Source organism: Streptococcus sp. A23 (assembly GCF_043674155.1).
GTDB lineage: Bacteria > Bacillota > Bacilli > Lactobacillales > Streptococcaceae > Streptococcus > Streptococcus suis_V.
This window is the reverse complement of the sequence record NZ_JBIMJP010000008.1, coordinates 24162-41804: the sequence shown is the minus strand read 5'-3', so window position 1 is coordinate 41804 and position 17643 is coordinate 24162. Positions and strand designations below refer to the sequence as shown.

At 44.9% G+C, this 17643-nt stretch carries 18 protein-coding genes; 1 reads left to right on the top strand and 17 read right to left on the bottom strand.

Annotation, left to right across the window (positions count from 1 at the left end; translation table 11 throughout):
* Nucleotides 1-14: 14 nt before the first annotated feature.
* From dapA to ACHBIE_RS05875, 7 genes are all read right to left on the bottom strand, one after another.
* Nucleotides 15-950, bottom strand: a complete 936-nt coding sequence (gene dapA / locus ACHBIE_RS05905) for a 4-hydroxy-tetrahydrodipicolinate synthase (protein ID WP_172067505.1) — start codon at nt 948-950, stop codon at nt 15-17.
* 8 nt (nt 951-958) lie between these two features.
* Nucleotides 959-1327 carry an ACT domain-containing protein gene (locus ACHBIE_RS05900; RefSeq protein WP_172009149.1) on the bottom strand — a complete coding sequence of 123 codons (369 nt, stop codon included), beginning with the start codon at nt 1325-1327 and terminating at the stop codon, nt 959-961.
* An 86-nt stretch (nt 1328-1413) separates the two neighbouring features.
* Entirely contained in the window at nt 1414-2490 is a 1077-nt protein-coding gene (locus tag ACHBIE_RS05895; protein ID WP_318830362.1) for an aspartate-semialdehyde dehydrogenase, read from the bottom strand.
* Nucleotides 2491-2707: 217 nt separating this feature from the next.
* A complete protein-coding gene (locus tag ACHBIE_RS05890; protein WP_394732936.1) occupies nt 2708-3064 on the bottom strand; it encodes a YbgA family protein in 357 nt (118 codons plus the stop codon).
* A gap of 618 nt (nt 3065-3682) precedes the next feature.
* Nucleotides 3683-5959, bottom strand: coding sequence for a DNA helicase PcrA (gene pcrA, locus ACHBIE_RS05885; RefSeq protein WP_105122214.1), 2277 nt, complete (start codon nt 5957-5959; stop codon nt 3683-3685).
* A gap of 121 nt (nt 5960-6080) precedes the next feature.
* Nucleotides 6081-7448: a H2O-forming NADH oxidase gene (gene nox / locus ACHBIE_RS05880; RefSeq protein ID WP_105122213.1), complete on the bottom strand. Its 1368-nt coding sequence runs from the start codon at nt 7446-7448 to the stop codon at nt 6081-6083.
* Nucleotides 7449-7549: 101 nt separating this feature from the next.
* Nucleotides 7550-7942, bottom strand: coding sequence for a PaaI family thioesterase (locus ACHBIE_RS05875; protein WP_105112007.1), 393 nt, complete (start codon nt 7940-7942; stop codon nt 7550-7552).
* Nucleotides 7943-8077: 135 nt separating this feature from the next.
* On the opposite strand from ACHBIE_RS05875, the gene ACHBIE_RS05870 reads away from it, so the two are divergent.
* The gene (locus tag ACHBIE_RS05870) at nt 8078-8380 is read left to right on the top strand and encodes a hypothetical protein (protein ID WP_394732935.1); all 303 of its coding nucleotides are present in this window, start codon (nt 8078-8080) and stop codon (nt 8378-8380) included.
* A 20-nt stretch (nt 8381-8400) separates the two neighbouring features.
* Here ACHBIE_RS05870 and ACHBIE_RS05865 read toward each other — a convergent pair whose 3' ends face one another.
* The 10 genes from ACHBIE_RS05865 to atpD all read right to left on the bottom strand — a co-directional run bounded on the left by ACHBIE_RS05865 (nt 8401) and on the right by atpD (nt 17626).
* Nucleotides 8401-8667: a DUF2087 domain-containing protein gene (locus ACHBIE_RS05865; RefSeq protein ID WP_105122210.1), complete on the bottom strand. Its 267-nt coding sequence runs from the start codon at nt 8665-8667 to the stop codon at nt 8401-8403.
* A 54-nt stretch (nt 8668-8721) separates the two neighbouring features.
* Nucleotides 8722-11121, bottom strand: a complete 2400-nt coding sequence (gene pheT / locus ACHBIE_RS05860) for a phenylalanine--tRNA ligase subunit beta (protein ID WP_394732934.1) — start codon at nt 11119-11121, stop codon at nt 8722-8724.
* Between the two features lies 1 nt (nt 11122).
* Nucleotides 11123-11644, bottom strand: coding sequence for a GNAT family N-acetyltransferase (locus tag ACHBIE_RS05855; protein ID WP_394732966.1), 522 nt, complete (start codon nt 11642-11644; stop codon nt 11123-11125).
* A 214-nt stretch (nt 11645-11858) separates the two neighbouring features.
* The gene (gene pheS, locus ACHBIE_RS05850) at nt 11859-12905 is read right to left on the bottom strand and encodes a phenylalanine--tRNA ligase subunit alpha (protein ID WP_105122208.1); all 1047 of its coding nucleotides are present in this window, start codon (nt 12903-12905) and stop codon (nt 11859-11861) included.
* A gap of 251 nt (nt 12906-13156) precedes the next feature.
* Nucleotides 13157-13990 carry a DNA/RNA non-specific endonuclease gene (locus ACHBIE_RS05845; protein ID WP_105111684.1) on the bottom strand — a complete coding sequence of 278 codons (834 nt, stop codon included), beginning with the start codon at nt 13988-13990 and terminating at the stop codon, nt 13157-13159.
* Between the two features lie 28 nt (nt 13991-14018).
* Nucleotides 14019-14210, bottom strand: a complete 192-nt coding sequence (locus ACHBIE_RS05840; RefSeq protein WP_105111683.1) for a DNA-directed RNA polymerase subunit beta — start codon at nt 14208-14210, stop codon at nt 14019-14021.
* Nucleotides 14203-15486: a UDP-N-acetylglucosamine 1-carboxyvinyltransferase gene (gene murA, locus ACHBIE_RS05835; RefSeq protein WP_105122207.1), complete on the bottom strand. Its 1284-nt coding sequence runs from the start codon at nt 15484-15486 to the stop codon at nt 14203-14205. The genes ACHBIE_RS05840 and murA overlap by 8 nt, the downstream gene beginning before the upstream one ends.
* A 14-nt stretch (nt 15487-15500) precedes the next feature.
* Nucleotides 15501-15731, bottom strand: coding sequence for a DUF1146 family protein (locus ACHBIE_RS05830; RefSeq protein WP_105111681.1), 231 nt, complete (start codon nt 15729-15731; stop codon nt 15501-15503).
* A gap of 62 nt (nt 15732-15793) precedes the next feature.
* Nucleotides 15794-16210: a F0F1 ATP synthase subunit epsilon gene (locus ACHBIE_RS05825; RefSeq protein WP_105111680.1), complete on the bottom strand. Its 417-nt coding sequence runs from the start codon at nt 16208-16210 to the stop codon at nt 15794-15796.
* A gap of 9 nt (nt 16211-16219) precedes the next feature.
* Entirely contained in the window at nt 16220-17626 is a 1407-nt protein-coding gene (gene atpD, locus ACHBIE_RS05820) for a F0F1 ATP synthase subunit beta (RefSeq protein ID WP_105111679.1), read from the bottom strand.
* Between the last annotated feature and the right edge of the window lie 17 nt (nt 17627-17643).

Sequence of the window (17643 nt, the reverse complement as noted above, 5' to 3'; positions counted from 1 at the left end):
TCCCCCGGACATTTTTAATAATCCGGTCTAACCACACCAGTCACAGTTGCTTTGGTTGCTTCGTAGTCGCCGTCAACGACGACTTTGATAATGCGTTTGGCGTCTTCTTCTGGACAAGGTACCAATGGTAAGCGGAGTGGTCCAACTTCAAATCCCATGTAATTGAGAACTGCCTTGACTGGTGCAGGACTAGGATAAGAGAATAGAGCATTAACTTTCGGAATAAACTTGCGTTGAATGGCTGCGGCTGTTCGGATATCTTGCTGCTCAATGGCAGTAAACATCTCATGCATCTCATCACCATTGGTATGAGATGCGACCGAAATCACACCATCTGCACCCAAGTTCATAGCATGGAAGGCATCGCCATCTTCACCAGTATAAATCAAGAAATCCTCTGGCTTATTCTCAATCAAGTAAGCCATGTTGGCAAGGCTGGTACACTCTTTTACACCAATGATATTTGGATGCTCCGCCAAACGCAACATGGTTTCTGGCGTCATTTCAACGACAACACGACCTGGGATATTGTAGATAATGATTGGCAAATCAGAAGCATCCGCAATAGCCTTGAAGTGCTGGTACATACCTTCTTGAGAAGGCTTGTTGTAATAAGGTACGATGGCAAGACCTGCCGCAAAGCCACCAAAGGCCGCAACTTCCTTGGCAAACTCGATGGAGTCACGGGTATCATTGGTACCGATACCTGCAATCAATGGCACGCGTCCATCGACAATCTTTTGTACTGCCGCAAATAATTCTAACTCCTCAGCGTGTGTTAGAGTTGGACTTTCGGCAGTTGTTCCTGCCAACAAAATCCCTTCCGTATGATGAGCCAACAAATGTTCGACCAATTCTGGCAATACATCATAGTTAATGGCACCATCTTCTTTAAAGGGCGTAATCATAGCCGTAATGATTTTTACATCTCGTAAATCTTGAATAGACATAGAACCTCCTAATCAATAAATTCGTATCCAGCTTTCTGAAGAACTTCAATAGCTGCTGGGAAATTATTAGCTTTAGTAAGTATGTAATCAGTATTGAAAGTAGATACTGCAAAGATACTGATTTTTGCTTCTGCTAATATTTGACTAATCTGTGAAAGGATACCTACTAATGAAAAATCAAGTACCCCTACAACACGAAAAGCTATCCAATCTTTGTCCTCTTCTATAACATTATCAGGAACTTCTTGACTCAGACAAACCAGTGAGTTTTCTTCATCCGTTTTACCGATAAAAATATAAGAACTAGTCAAGTTAATCTTTGTATAATCTTCGAGTTTACAAACTGAAAAATTACCTTTAATAATTTTAAGTTTCAATTGTTAATATCTACTTTCTATAATAGCAAGAATCCAGCTGTTTGATTTGACAAACTTGTAAGTTGGATAAGAGGTAATAGATGATTTTATTTCAATTCAAATTTCAAGTCTGTGGTTGGACGAACTAGACCACGCTCATGAAGGGTTTCAGCGATTTGAACAGAGTTCCATGCAGCACCTTTGAGCAAGTTGTCAGAGACAACCCACATGTGAATACCGTTTTCCTTGTCCAAGTCCTTACGGATACGACCTACAAAGGTATCACGGCTACCAACTGCATTGACTGCTTGCGGATAAATTTGGTTGGCTACATCATCTTCTAAAACAGCACCTGGGAAGGCTGCGATAGCCGCTTTCACTTCATCAATCGGTGCAATTTCTTTGGTTTCAATGTAAACAGACTCAGAGTGAGCTGACAAGACTGGAATACGGACGCAGGTTGCAGAAACAGCAATGCTGTCATCTTCCATGATTTTCTTGGTTTCTTTGGTCATCTTCATCTCTTCGTAAGTGTAGTCATTGTCTGTGAAGAGGTCGATTTGCGGAATCGCATTGAAACCGATTGGGTAATGCTTCTTATCGCCACCTGAAGGAAGAATGTTTGCTTCTACCGCTTTTGGCTCTACACCGTCATTCAGGACAGAACGAAGCTGAGCCTGAGTTTCTAAGATAGCTCCCATACCAGCACCAGAAACTGCCTGATAAGTAGATACGATGATCCGCTCCAAGCCCCATTTCTGACGAATAGGCTCCAATGCAACCATCATCTGAATAGTTGAGCAGTTTGGACAAGCAATGATACCATTGTGGGCATCAAGCGCGTGTGCATTAACTTCAGGAACAACCAACGGTACATCTGGATTTTGACGGAAGTAAGAGGTATTGTCAACCACTACAGCTCCTGCTTTTACTGCGTAAGGAGCGTACTTGGCAGATGTAGAACCACCAGCTGAGAAGAGGGCAATATCCACTCCTTCAAAGGCTGTTTCTGTTGTTTCTTCAATGACAATGTCCTGTCCCTTAAACTGCAAGGTCTTGCCTGCTGAACGGGCAGAAGCAAGGAAACGCACTTTCTCGATTGGAAGTGTTGACTCTTCCAACATTTTTATCATTTGGGCACCAACTGCACCAGTTGCACCAACAACAGCTACTACATAAGCCATAGAAATCTCCTTTAGGTTAATTCTTCAAAATTTTCTAAAAATTTGTTATTTCATAATTATACCACAAATTTCCTGAATGAAAAGCTGGAATGTGCTAAATTTACAATCAATCTGCTGAAAATTTCACACTAGACTGAGTAAATTGTCATACGATTTCGACTTGTGCTTATCACCATTCAAAAAAGACAGAAATGACCCAAAACAAGTCATGACTGCCTTATTGTATTTTGTCCACTTGCATTATCCGACTCTGGAGCAGGTAGGGCGGCCGGTACTTGTCAGTCATACACTTCAAAAACTCGTGCATTTCCTGGGCTTGGCTCTCCAGAAACAGGTCCAATTCCTTGAAGCGTTCCCTTTCTTCATCACTTGCACACTTTTTAAAATAACCCCAAATATGCTGAGAGGCAGTGCGAAATGTCTTTATACTAGGATTGTGAGCTAAAGCCTCCGCTAGCATACGTTCAAATTCAAGTCCTTTGTCAACTGACCAAACATTTCCCTTAAAAAGCTGACGCAAGGCATTATAGTGATGCTGAGAGTGAGCCATGACCAGATATTTCTCTCTTGCCATCTCTTCTGAAAGTACTTGAGATTTGTCACCCTTGTCACCTCCTCCTATTTGTCAAACCTAGACCAGCGCCAGTCACAGACCCAAACAGACCACCATATATAGACAATGCAATCCTATCAGCAAATACACTAAACCTTTGGACAAAATCGTAATATGTCGCTGGACGTAGGACTGCTTTGGCTTAAGTGGATTGTAGTAAACATCGACGCTAGAACCAATGGAAAAAGTCCAGCAAGGAACTGGACGTTAGACTGAACAGACTATTCTTATTTCGATAGATAATTAAAGAATCTGGTAAATGTTTTCTATCTAGCAAATTATAATGCTGTCCCGTTACCAAGCATGATAAGGGTGTTAAAACCGTGACGTATCGACAGGATTGGAAATGTGGACCAACAGCCCAATAATAGCTTTGTCTCACCCAGTAGCCCACGACAGGCAGGCTAAGGCCATTGTAGGACATGAATGAGTAGTCTTCAACACAGCCTGTCACCTTTGCAGTACAGAGTTCTTTTTTCCGCTTGCTAAGGTAGTAAAATACATAGATGAGAATGGGGGATAGACTTAATAAAACTATGGTAACAGCCAGTACAATCCAAACAAATAGTCGGCTCCACACTAGTCCTCCTTGCTAATCGGAGCTAGGCTGGCCAAAACTTTTTTCAGACCCATCTCTGGAAAATTGATTTTGAGTTCTTGGTTGCTGCCCGATCCTGAAACTTCAAGTACAGTACCGCGACCCCATTTTCGATGGACAGCAATGTCACCAACGGACCATGTTGTGGCTGAACTAGATTGATTGGAGCTAGCAAAAGGCATGGTCCCCCCAAATCGAGTGGACTGTTGCACAGAAGATTTCCGACTTTGGAGAGCCTGCTGCAAACTCATCCCTTGTCCAAACTGGGTCGCTTTGCCATTGACATAAGAAGCCTTAAAGCTGGTATTAGATGGACGGGCCAGACCTTGATAATCCAAGAGATCACTTGAAATCTCACGAATAAAACGACTAGGCTGGTTGTAATTGCTCCGACCGAACAAGAGGCGGGAATTGGCATTGGTCAAATAAAGAATATGCTCGGCACGGGTGATGCCAACGTAAGCCAGACGGCGCTCTTCTTCTAACTCAGCTTCTTCTTCCGCTGCACGACTGAGAGGAAAGACATTTTCCTCCATACCAATGAGAAAGACCACTGGAAATTCCAAGCCCTTGGCCGCATGAAGGGTCATGAGCGTGACTTCCGACGTTTCCTTGTCTCCGTCGTCTGTATCAGCAATCAGGGCCAAATCCAGCAAGAATCGGCTGAGCCTATCCAGCCCTGTCTCTTCTTCCTCTACCTCTTTATCATCGAAATTTTTGGTCACCGAAAGAAATTCCTGAATGTTTTCAATGCGGGCATTGGCCTCAATCGTTCCTTGTACAGCCAAGGCATTGAGGTAGCCAGTCTTATCTAAGACCACCTCGGCCAATTCGGTCACTGTCATCTCATCCAGTCGATTGCGGAGATTGTATAGCAGGGTTGCAAGGTCAAAAACGGCTTGAGCAGCCTTACCCTTGACACCAGACAGCATAATATCCTGTGATGCTTCAAGCAAGGACATGGCATGCGTCGTCGCAAAGTCCCTAATCTTATCGACTGTTCCCGGTCCTACTCCGCGTTTGGGTTCATTGACAATGCGCTCGTAAGAAATATTGTCTGCAGGGTTGGCAATAATATTCAGATAGGAAATCACATCACGGATTTCCTTACGGCTATAGAACTTGGTCCCGCCCACCATAGTGTAAGGAATATTGGCCTTGAGCAGGGCCTCCTCAATGGTACGAGACTGGGCATTGGTCCGGTAAAGAACGGCGAAGTCCTTATAAGGCTTGCCTTCACGATGGTGTTGGTCAATTTGACTGGCAACATAAATCGCCTCATCGCCCTCATCGCGCGCACGATAGTAGGTAATCAAATCTCCCTGAGCATTTTGCGTCCACAACTTCTTCGGACGGCGGTTGCGATTGTTCTCAATAACCTCATTGGCTGCCTGAAGGACTGTCTTGGTCGAGCGGTAATTTTCCTCCAGCAAAACCACCTTGCTTTCTGGATAATCCTTCTCAAAATCCAAGATATTTTGCATATCCGCCCCACGCCAGCCATAGATGGACTGGTCCGCATCACCGACCACACAGATATTCTTAAAGCGTGACGCTAAGAGTTTGACCAGCTGATACTGGGCGTGGTTGGTATCTTGGTACTCATCGACATGGATATATTGAAATTTCTGCTGGTAGTAGGTCAGGACGTCAGGATTTTGGTCAAATAGGCGGAGCGTCAACATGATTAGGTCATCAAAATCGACTGCCTCTGACTGACGGAGTTCTTTCTGATAAGCCTTGTAGCATTTGGCAACAATCTGCGTATAGAGATCGCCTGCCTGCACCTCATAAGCCACATCATCAATCAAATCATTCTTGGCATTGGAAATGGTTGCCAAAATAGTCCGCTCACTCCACTTTTTCGGGTCCAGATTTAGAGCTTTCAAAATCCGTTTCATCAGCGTGCGTTGCTCACCCGGATCTACGATGGTAAAGTTACGGTTATAGCCAATGTGATCCGCATCCCGACGTAAAATCCGTACACACATGGAGTGGAAAGTGGCAATCAAGCAGTCTTGTGTAGCAGGATTGAGCGCATAGGCCCGCTCCTTCATCTCCCGCGCAGCCTTATTGGTAAAGGTAATGGCCAAAATATTCCAAGGATTAACCATTTTTTCATCAATCAGATAAGCAATGCGGTGGGTTAGAACACGAGTCTTGCCTGAGCCCGCACCTGCCATAATTAAGAGCGGACCTTCCGTTGTCTGAACAGCCTCCGCCTGTCTATCGTTCATTCCATTTAATAAAGGGTTCATATTCTCATACTTTCTCAAAATGTAATTACTCTCCATTATACCAAAATATACTTCATTTACGAAATGTCAGACCAGTAAAAAAGCCCAGAGAAAACTCTGGACCTTATTTTATCAATTAAGCTTATTCCGCACCAAGTGCTGCCATTGTTATGTAGTTGTATGGCTTGTTGAAGTGTGGCAAGAAGAAGAGATCCATCAATGCCAACTCTTCGATTGTCACTTGTTTCATGATAGCAAGTGAGAACATGTGGATACCCATTGACATATCTTCGCGTGATACCATTTGGCAACCAAGAACAACACGTGTATCTTTGTCAAAGACAATCTTGATTGCTACTTCGTGGTTATTATGTTTAATAAATTCAGGTTTTTGAAGGTCTGTGAATGACGCTACTGCTGCGTTGAAACCAGCATCTTTCGCGCGCTCTTCTGTCAAACCAGTTGAAACCATGTTAAGACCGAAGATTGAGATACCATTTGAACCTTGAACACCAACACCTTCCAACTCATGACCAGTTGCGTTGTGTGCTGCTACGATACCTGTACGAACAGCGTTTGAAGCAAGAGCGATGTAGCTTGTATCTTGACGAGCGTTGTCGTAGATAGTTGCACAGTCACCGATTGCATAAACGTCTTTCATGCTTGTTTCTTGTTTCTTGTCAACGATCCATGCACCGTTACGGAAGGTTTCCAATTGACCTTTAGCAAGACCTGTGTTAGGACGGAAGCCTACACACATGATAACCATGTCAACGTCAAATGTTTCTTTATCAGTCACAAGACGCTCAACTTTACCGTCACCTTCAACAGCTTGAACAGCTTGACCAAGAGCTAATTTCACACCGTTTTCTTCAAGATTTTTGTTCATCATTTCAGTAAAGTCGCGGTCATAGTATGCACCCATAACTGTTGGAGCGATATCAACAAGAACAACTTCTTTACCTTTACGTTTGAAGCTTTCTGCAAGCTCAACACCGATGTAACCACCACCAACAACAGCTACGCGGTTGATGTCTGGCTTTTCAAGCTTGTTGATTACGTCTTCAGCGTTTTGGTACAATTTAACAAATTGAAGGTTTTCAAGAGTTGCTTCAAAGTCAGTTGAACCTTCTTTGATTTCCACACCTTTGATTGGTGGGATGATTGGTTGTGAACCAGTCGCAAGAATCAATTTTTCGTATGATTCTACGTGCTCTTTACCGTCAACAATTGCAGTCACTTCTTTTTTCTCGAAGTCAATGTCTACAACTGGTGATTGCATGTGAACGGTTGCGCCCATGCTTTCCAATTGCTCTTTATCTGAGTAGAAAAGACCTTCTGGACCATCGATTTGTTCACCGATCCAAAGTGCCATACCACAACCCAAGAAAGAAATGTTTGAGTTTTGGTCAAATGTTACGATTTCATTTTCAGCACCGTAGTTTGACAACATTGTTTTGATACATGCAGTACCAGCGTGGTTTGTACCCACAACGACGATTTTAGCCATAATGGAAAATCTCACTTTCGAAAATATATTTTTTTACACTATCCATTATACACATGACTGTTACCGATTTCAAAAATAATGCTCATAAAATCACAAAAATTTTAAGATTCTTCTTCAAAGGTTCCCGTCACAAACATGGTGAAGCTAGCTCTGACTAATTTTTGACCTTTTTCATTGGTAACAACTGCTTCTACCAACTTGGTTGAACGACCATCGTGAACAATTTCTGCCGTGATAGTCAACTTGTCTCCCAGATGGCCCGCCCTTGTAAAATGAACATTGGACTGGAGGGTCACACACTTGTATCCCTGAGAGAAAACAGCCAGTCCAGCAACATTATCACAAAAGGTAAACAGATAACCTCCGTGGGTCATGCCATAAATATTCAAAGAAGACTCAACTACTCTTGTCTCAATGACCACTCGACCATTTGAGACCTCAACCAACTCATAATTTTCAAACACCAAAACCGGTGGAATATGATATTTATCCATGTTTACTCCTCGTGTTTTTTTCTCCATTTTACGGGAAAAAATCCTTTCTTGCAAATACTTACTATATCAACAATCAACTTTCTACCCATTTTGTGAGGATTATGCTAAAATATGGAAAACTCAAGGAGAACAACTATGTACGAATTTGTCTTAGAATACGGGTCCTTCCCTGTAAAATTGATTGATGGTTTTGTCGACAACCGCTCAAAAATCCCTGATTTTCTCAAAGAGGATGAAGAAATGATTGCCCGCTTGAATGAGATTAACGAACTCTTCCACCAACTTTTCTTAACAATCGAATGCAAGTTTGACTACATCGGCAAACAATTCCCTGACAAGATTGAACAACTACGAACACTCTATCATCCCCTAGCAGATGATTTGCTAGCCAAGTATGGTGATGTAGTCGAATTGAAGATTGAACCCTTTATTTTGTAAGACAAAAGAGATGACCGCAATCATCTCTTTTCTTCTATTCTGTATTCCAAACCATACTGATCACGCGATAGGTAGCCATAATCTACCAAGTAACGTCTTAAAATAGCATAATCGTCATAGATCTCAGCTAGAAAGGCATTGACATCTTTTTCTGTAAATGTCGAGCCCTTCTTAGCCAATTCCTCCTGCAAGTAGGCAAACAAGACCTGCTTACTTTTTAATTTCTTCGGAATGACAAGCAACTTTCCATCTCGGAAAAATTTTTCTTGAATATCTTGAGTGTTCATACTTCCCTCCAAAAAATCCTAGCCCGCTGACTAGGATTTCACAAGATTTACATGTTAACGAATTTCAGCACCAAGCGCTTCGAGCGACTTACTAATTTTCTCCATATACTTAGCCACTTCCTCATCTGTCAGGCTATCCGCAGGATTCTGGAAGGTCAGGTTATAAGCCATAGACTTCTTACCAGCCTCAATATTGCTGCCAGCATAGACGTCAAAGAGGGTCACCTTGGTCAAGCGTTTCACGCCCGCAGCCGCAATGGCATCCAGGACATCCTGATGTTTGACATCACTGCTCAAGAGCAGGGCAATATCACGGCTAACCGCTGGGAATTTGGAGATTTCGGTAAATGGCTGAGCTGGCTGGAGAGCTTCTTCAATCGCATCCAGATTGATTTCAGCCACATAGGTTTCAGGAATACCGTAGTCCTTAGCCGTTTGAGGGTGTACCTGACCGACAAAGCCGATAACCGCCCCATTCAAATGGATTTCAGCTGTACGACCTGGATGCAGAGCAGCAATCTCACTAGTCGCCACAAAGTCAACAGCCACCTTGTAATGAGCAAAGATAGCTTCCAAGATACCTTTAGCATGGAAGAAATCAACTGGTACAGCTGGTGTCTGGAAGTCTTTCTCAACCACCAAACCAGTCAAAACAAGGGCAAACTTATTAATTTCTTGCGGCAGGTCTTCTTTTGGATTGCCAGACTGTTCAAAGATTTTACCGATTTCGTAGAGAGCCAAGTTCTTGTTCTTACGAGCCACGTTGTAGGCCACTGTTTCCAGCATACCAGACACCATGTTCTGACGAAGGGCAGAGCGGTCAACAGTCATTGGCCACATGAGTTCGGTGACTGTGGTTGGACGTGCTGCAAACTCCACAGCCTTTTCAGGTGTTGTCAAGGCGTAGGAAATGATTTCTGTCAGGCCTGCACCTTCTGCCAGGCTACGTACTTGGCGACGGATGTTCTGAGTCAGGGTTAGCTCACCTGCTGTTCCGTCCTCTTTCGGAAGAGTGGTCGGCAGATTATTATAGCCATAGATACGTGCGATTTCCTCTACCAAGTCTGCAGGAATGCGAATGTCCCAACGGCGACGCGGTACTGCTACAGTGAACTGACTTGCATCGCCAGTTGTTTCCATACCTAAACGACGGAAAATATCTGCGATCTGAGCATAGTCAAGATTGGTCCCGAGCGAGCGGTTAACGTAATCAATAGTTGCAGTGACTGGGATGTCCGAAGTGTCCACGCTACCCGCAGCAACAATACCAGACAAGACCTGACCGCCAGCCAGTTCCGCAATCATAGCAGCGGCTGTGTCCATAGCCTCCGTCAAAGTTGCTACGTTGATGCCTTTTTCGAAGCGAGAAGAGGACTCAGAGCGAAGGTTGAGGCGACCTGAGGTCTTGCGGATAGACTTGCCGTCAAAGAGGGCAGCTTCCAGCACAACGGTCTGAGAGCTATTGTCAATCTCTGTATTAGCACCACCCATGACACCACCGAGGGCAACTGCCTTGTCCGCAACGGAAATGACGATGTCATCGGCAATCAAGTCACGCTCTTCGCCGTCAAGAGTTACCAAGTTCTCACCGTCTTTTGCCTGGCGAGCCACGATTTGCTTACCGTCAAACTTGTCAAAGTCAAAAGCGTGCATTGGCTGACCGAAGTAGAGCAAGATGTAGTTGGTAATGTCAACCACATTGTTGAGCGGGCGAATACCTGCGTTCATGAGCAGGTTTTGCAACCACTGTGGGCTTGGTGCGATGGTCACATTTTCAATGACACGAGCCGTGTAGGCAGTCACCTTTTCTGACTCAATGGCCACTTCAATCACATCGCTGGCTTTTTTATCGCTTTCTTCCAAGACAACAGGCTTGAAGTTGACCTTGCTGTCGTAAATGGCTGCGACTTCGTGAGCCACGCCACGCATGGAAAGAGCGTCAGCACGGTTTGGTGTGATGGACAGCTCGATAATCTCGTCGTCCAGGTCCAAGTACGAAAAGACCGGCTCACCCACGACTGCATCTTCTGGCAGGTGGTAGATACCGTCCGCATAGACTTTTGGCACAACTGAGTCGGACACGCCGATTTCGCTCAATGAGCAGAGCATACCCAAAGACTCAACCCCGCGGATTTTTCCTTTCTTGATCTTGTAGTTGCCAGCGATACGCGCACCTGGCAGTGCGACGATCACCTTGATGCCTGGCTTGACATTTGGAGCACCGCAAACGATTTGCGTGATTTCCTCACCGACATTGACCTGGCAGATATTGAGGTGGGTATCTGGAATTGGCTCAGCAGACACAACCTGACCGACAACCAACTTAGAAAGGCCAGCACTCTTTTTCTCAACCCCTTCTACTTCAATTCCTGTTGTTGACATTTTTTCAGACAAGTCATGGCTTGTCGCATCAAAGTCAACGAGTTCTTTTAACCATTTGTAACTTACTAACATATTATCCTTTCTCGTGCAAAGGCCGTTTCAGTAGCCAATCCACATCAATCTTATCACCGACCGCAAATTCATGCTGGCCAAATTTTTCAAATCCGTATTTTGCATAGAATTTCTGAGCCTTGTAATTATGTTCCCAGACTCCCAGCCAGACCCAGTCACAACTAGACTGCTCTGCTTTTTCCAAAGCAAATTCAAACAAGACCTTCCCAAGACCGCGGCCCTGATAGGCCTGCAAGAGATAGATACGCTGGATTTCAAAGGCATTTTCCAACTCCTGCTCCGTCTGGGCAGGACCTTGGTTGAGCTTGAGATAACCAGCCACCTGATCATCAATCCTTAGAAAATAATGCTGGCAATTGGGATCCGATAACTCACTAGTCAAGACCTCCAAGGAGTAGGCTTCCTCGAAGAATGCTTCCAACTCCTCTGGATCATTGTCATGAGCAAAGGTTTCAGCAAAGGTCTGCTTGGCCAACTCCTGCAAAACGGAAACCTCTTCCAAACGTATCGAATCTATCTGCATCTCAATGCCTTTCATTATCTAAGTGGACTAGGTAAACCGCTAGAACAGCTACCATTTCTCGTACTGAACACCTAACAAACTACCTAAATTACGACGACTTTCAAGCGGAACGACACTTTCCGCTTGAAAAACTAGTGAGGAAGCTAGGGAAGTCGCATTATAGCGATTCCCGTCTCCTTAATAGCTGACTACGTCAGCAATAAGGAGTACCGAATCAAAATTGTTCACTAAAGCGTACATCGCCTTGATAGAATCCACGGATATCGTTGATTCCGTAGCGGAGCATGGCAATGCGTTCCTGACCAAGACCGAAGGCAAATCCAGAGTACTTGCTTGAGTCAATGCCACTCATTTCCAATACTTGTGGGTGGACCATGCCGGAACCGAGAATTTCAATCCATCCTGTTTTCTTACATACATTACAGCCGTCACCACCGCACTTGAAGCAGGAAACATCCACCTCAACAGAAGGCTCAGTGAATGGGAAGTATGATGGACGTAGGCGAATCTGACGCTCTTCACCAAACATTTTCTTGATGATCATTTCAAGCGTACCCTTGAGGTCACCCATGGATACATTTTCACCGACAACTAATCCTTCAATCTGGTGGAACTGGTGGCTGTGGGTCGCATCGTCCGTATCACGACGGAATACACGCCCCGGAGAAATCATTTTCAGCGCTCCCTTTGAAAAATCATGCTGGTCCATGGTCCGAGCTTGGACTGGCGAAGTGTGAGTCCGCATAAGAATTTCTTCGGTAATATAGAAAGTATCCTGCATATCACGCGCTGGGTGGTCTTTTGGCAAATTCATGCGCTCAAAGTTGTAGTAGTCTTTTTCCACTTCAAATCCGTCAACGATTTGGAAGCCCATACCCAAGAAAATATCTTCGATTTCTTCCGAAGTTTGGGTCAAGACATGACGTTTTCCGACCTTGACCTGACGACCTGGCAGGGTCACATCAATGGTTTCTGATGCTAATTGTTGTTGGATTTTTGCCGCTACAACCTTTTGAGCTGTCTCTTCAAAGGCAGCTGTCAGCACATCACGTACTTCATTGACCTGCTTACCAACGATTGGTTTCATGTCGTTAGACAAGTCTTTCAGCCCCTTCAAAAGGTCTGTCAGAGAACCTTTTTTACCCAAAACTTCGACCTTCAAATCCTGCAAGGCCTTTTCATTTTCATGGCTAATAGCCTTTAACTTTTCAAGTGTAGATTGGCGGAGTTCCACCAGCTGTTGTTCAATCGTATTTGACATCTTTCCTCCAATAAAAAAAGCATGACACCACCCACATCGGAGCGTTGTCACGCGGTACCATCCGTTTTCATCTGCCTCTGCAGACCTTCATTCTAAGTCCTTGCGTGAGTGAATTCGACCAACTTTCACTGATTGAGCTTGCAGTCACGGCTCAACTCCCTGGGCAGTTTCCATAGGTGTACTAGTCTCACAGACTTCTATTCAATTACTATTCATTCTACCAAAGATTCAGTATTTTTGCAAATAATATTCTATTCGTTAACAGTAATTTCCCCACTGTGGTAGTTGATACTGAGTCCACTCTGAACATTTGGCACAAAGACGTTGAATTCCAGGCTACCGTCTGACGATTTAGCCTCCAGGTGACTTCCTAGAGCAATCAGGTCATCATCATCCGCATAGATCAGTGTGACACGGTAGCGGACACGTTTGTTCTTGTCCAAGGCCCGGCGGACTTTTGTTTCATAGTAGTTTTGCCCAGTAGAATAATCCTCATAGGCCTGATTGGACCAGGCCGTTTGAGTGGCAATATTCTTGGGATTACTGGTTGAGGCGTCAAATCCGTCTAAGCCACCAATCAAGGCATAGCCAAGCAAGTGCCCACGGTCCACCGCATGGTCGTATTCTCCTGGCAAATCATGAACCTGATGCCAACCAGCCGGCGTCCAGGAGGTTCGCCCTTGGCCTGTCTGATCACGGTCCTTGTACTGACGCGTAGATTTAGCCATGAGGGCATTAGCGACAGTTGGAATCTCCTCGCCCTGCACCCGCTTGGTCTTATTATCCGCATAAGGCATACTGGAAACTGACGCATCCAAGTTGGTTTTATTATTATTGATAATGAAGGCACCGGCCCCATTCCATTGGATCGAGCCACCCAGTTGTTTCTTGGCCTCATCCGTCAATACACTGGACGCCAACTCCTTGTCGGGTGTTGATTGACTTGCACTGGACTGATTGACATAGTAGGACAAATCCTGACTTGTAGATGACGGCTGATTAAAAAAGTAACCTCCGCCGACCACCAAAATAGTCACCAGCAGGCTCAGCAAACTAGTCGCCTGTTTTTTCGTTTTATTATTCATCATTTCTCCAAAAAGAAAGTAGGCTACCCTACTTCCCTGTAAATTTATTAATCAATTCCTGCCATTTTTCAGGCGAAAGGACAGACCAAATATTGTCACCATCACCAATGACGCCATAGCCAATCATCAAGCCCACTGCAAACAGAAGGAACATGGCCAAGATGACCAGCAAGACAATCAATAATTGTTTTTTGATATACCCAAACTGTTCTTTATCCATTTTCTACTTCTCCACTCACGCGCTCAATATCTGCTCCCAATCTAGCTAATTTCTCATGGAAACGATAGTAGCCCCTGTCCAGATGACTGAGACGGCCAACAATAGTTTCACCTTCAGCAACAAGTCCAGCTAGAATCAGAGCAGCACTGGCCCGCAAATCAGTCGACATAACTTCAGCACCTTGAATTGGCTGACCACCAGTGATAATCGCTGTATCTCGCAAGATTTCTGAAACAACGTCCATCCGGCGCATTTCTTCCAGGTGCTGGAAACGATTTTCAAAAACAGTCTCAATCATGGTTGACTCACCTTTGGCAACGGCCATCAAAGCCGTAAATTGAGCCTGCATGTCCGTAGGAAATCCTGGATGTGGCATGGTTTTGACCGTCACAGGCTTGAGTTGTTCAATCTGCGAACGCACACGAATACCTGCATCCTCTTCTGTCACTTCCACACCCATTTCAAGCATTTTAGAAATAAGGGGTCGATTGTGCTCCCAGACGGCGTCTTTGACCAGGACATCACCACCAGTCATAGCAGCAGCCACCATAAAGGTACCTGCCTCAATACGGTCCTGAACAACAGGATGCTCTGCACCAGTCAATTCCTCCACACCGTGAATGGTCACCGTTTCCGTACCAGCTCCCTTGACCTTAGCCCCCATCTTATTGAGGAAGTTAGCCAAGTCAACGATTTCTGGCTCTCTCGCAGCATTTTCCAAGACAGTCGTTCCATTGGCTAGAGTAGCAGCCATCATCAGGTTTTGAGTAGCGCCGACACTTGGGAAATCAAGGTAAATCGTTGTCCCCTGCAAACGCTCAGCTGTCGCCTCGATATAACCAGCTCGTTGCTTGATTTTTGCGCCCATGGCCTGCAAACCCTTGAGATGCAAGTCAATCGGCCGGCTACCAATGGTGCAGCCACCAGGCATAGACACCTTGGCATAGCCATTTCGCGCTAAAATTGGGCCCAAAATAACAATCGAAGCCCGCATCTGACTGACGTATTTGTAAGGGGTTTCTGAGCTCAACTTACCGGTCGCATCAATATCGACCGTCTTAGTCTCCTCATCAAACTTAACACGAACACCGAGACCACGAACCACATTATTCATGGTATAAACATCAGACAAAATCGGTACCTGGGTAAAACGAGATTGACCATTTTTTGCTAAAACAGTAGCAGCCAAGAGTGGCAAGACTGCATTTTTAGCCCCTTCGATTTCAACCTGACCCTTGAGAGCAGCTTTCTGACCTCGAACAATAATTTTATCCATGAAATTCCTCTACTTTATGCAAAATTCGTACTGAAAGACCGACCTATGATTACTAACTCCAGGAAGAAGGTCGATACCAGGTAGCCCAGGGCAATTGCAAGAAATAAAATCAGCAAGTTAATTTTTGGCTGATTGTCTCCTGTCACCTTGAGCCAACGTGCCCAATCAACGGTTGTCACCAGAAGATGATGGGCCAAATAGATAAAAAGTATATGACTTAATAATTGTAAAATTGATGTCACCATGTTTCCATTATACCACGAAAAAAGGAAAGAGACCGAACTTAAGTCCAGTCTCCTAGTTATTATTAGTGTTTCCCTACACGGATACGGTTGATAGCCCGTTGGAGGGCAACGGTCGCCCGTTTCTCCAAGTCAGCATTTTGGGTCGTCTGCGCTTCTTGCAATTCACGCTCGGCCCGCAATTTAGCCCGTTCAGCCCGACTAATATCAATGTCCCGCTCCCGCTCAGCAGAATCCGAAACGACCGTAATCTGGTTTTTATTTACCTCGATAATACCACCGTTGACAGCAATCCAGTCAACGTGGTTTTCATCGTCAATACGACGAACCTTGATTTCATCAATTTCCAGTACAGCAATCAGTTCTTCGTGGCCAGGGTAGATACCCATTTCTCCTTCAGGAGTTTTAACCAGAATAAAAGCTGCATGGTGGTCATACTTGATACCATCAGGTGTCACGATTTGAACAGTCATTTGTTCCATAAGCCACCTCTAAAATCTCATTTTAGCAGCCTTGGCAACGACATCTTCAATGGAACCAACATTTCGGAAGGCGTCTTCTGGCAAATGGTCATGTTTACCATCCAAGATTTCCTTGAAGCCCTTGACAGTCTCCTCAACCGGTACATAAGAACCTGGCATACCAGTAAACTGCTCGGCAACGTTGAAGTTTTGTGATAGGAAGAATTGGATACGACGAGCGCGACCAACCAAGGTCTTCTCCTCATCTGACAATTCATCCATACCGAGAATGGCAATGATATCTTGCAGTTCCTGGTAGCGTTGTAGGACACGTTTGACTTCCATTGCTACCTGATAGTGCTCTTCTCCTACAACTTCAGGAGCCAGGGCACGAGATGACGATGCCAACGGATCAACGGCTGGATAGATACCCAATTGGGTCAATTTACGCTCCAAGTTAGTTGTCGAATCCAAGTGGGCAAAGGCTGTTGCTGGAGCCGGATCCGTATAGTCATCAGCTGGTACGTAAATCGCCTGGATAGAAGTAACCGAACCTTTCTTCGTTGACGTAATCCGTTCCTGCAATTGACCCATTTCTGTCGCCAAAGTTGGTTGGTAACCAACGGCAGACGGCATCCGACCGAGAAGGGCCGAAACTTCTGAACCTGCCTGCGTGAAACGGAAAATGTTGTCGATGAACAAGAGAACATCCTGACCTTCAACATCACGGAAGTATTCCGCAATGGTCAAACCAGTCAGAGCGACACGCATCCGCGCACCAGGTGGCTCATTCATCTGACCAAAAACCATGGCTGTTTTTTCAATAACGCCAGACTCTTTCATTTCCCAGTAAAGGTCATTTCCCTCACGGGTCCGTTCGCCAACTCCGGTAAATACAGAGATACCACCGTGTTCCTGGGCGATGTTGTGGATCAATTCTTGGATAAGAACTGTCTTACCAACCCCGGCACCACCGAAGAGACCGACCTTACCACCTTTCAAATAAGGAGCCAAGAGGTCAATAACCTTGATACCTGTCTCCAAGATTTCATTGGAAGTAGACAATTCATCAAAGGTTGGTGCCTTCTTATGAATCGGTTCACGTTCTGCATCTTCTGCAAAAGGCTCATCCAAATCAATGGTATCACCAAGAACGTTGAAAACACGACCCAAGGTTTCCTTACCAACTGGCACAGAAATGGGACGACCAGTGTCCAAGACTTCCATACCACGAGTCAAACCATCTGTCGACTCCATAGCGATAGTCCGAACAACACCATCGCCCAACTCCAAAGCAACTTCAAGCACAACTTTCTGTTTGGAGTCATCATTTTTATATACAACCAGTGCGTTGTTAATCTCAGGGAGTTTGTCCTCAGCTGCAAACGCAACGTCTACAACGGGTCCGACAACCTGAGTAATTTTGCCTGAACTCATCTTATTTCCTCTATTTC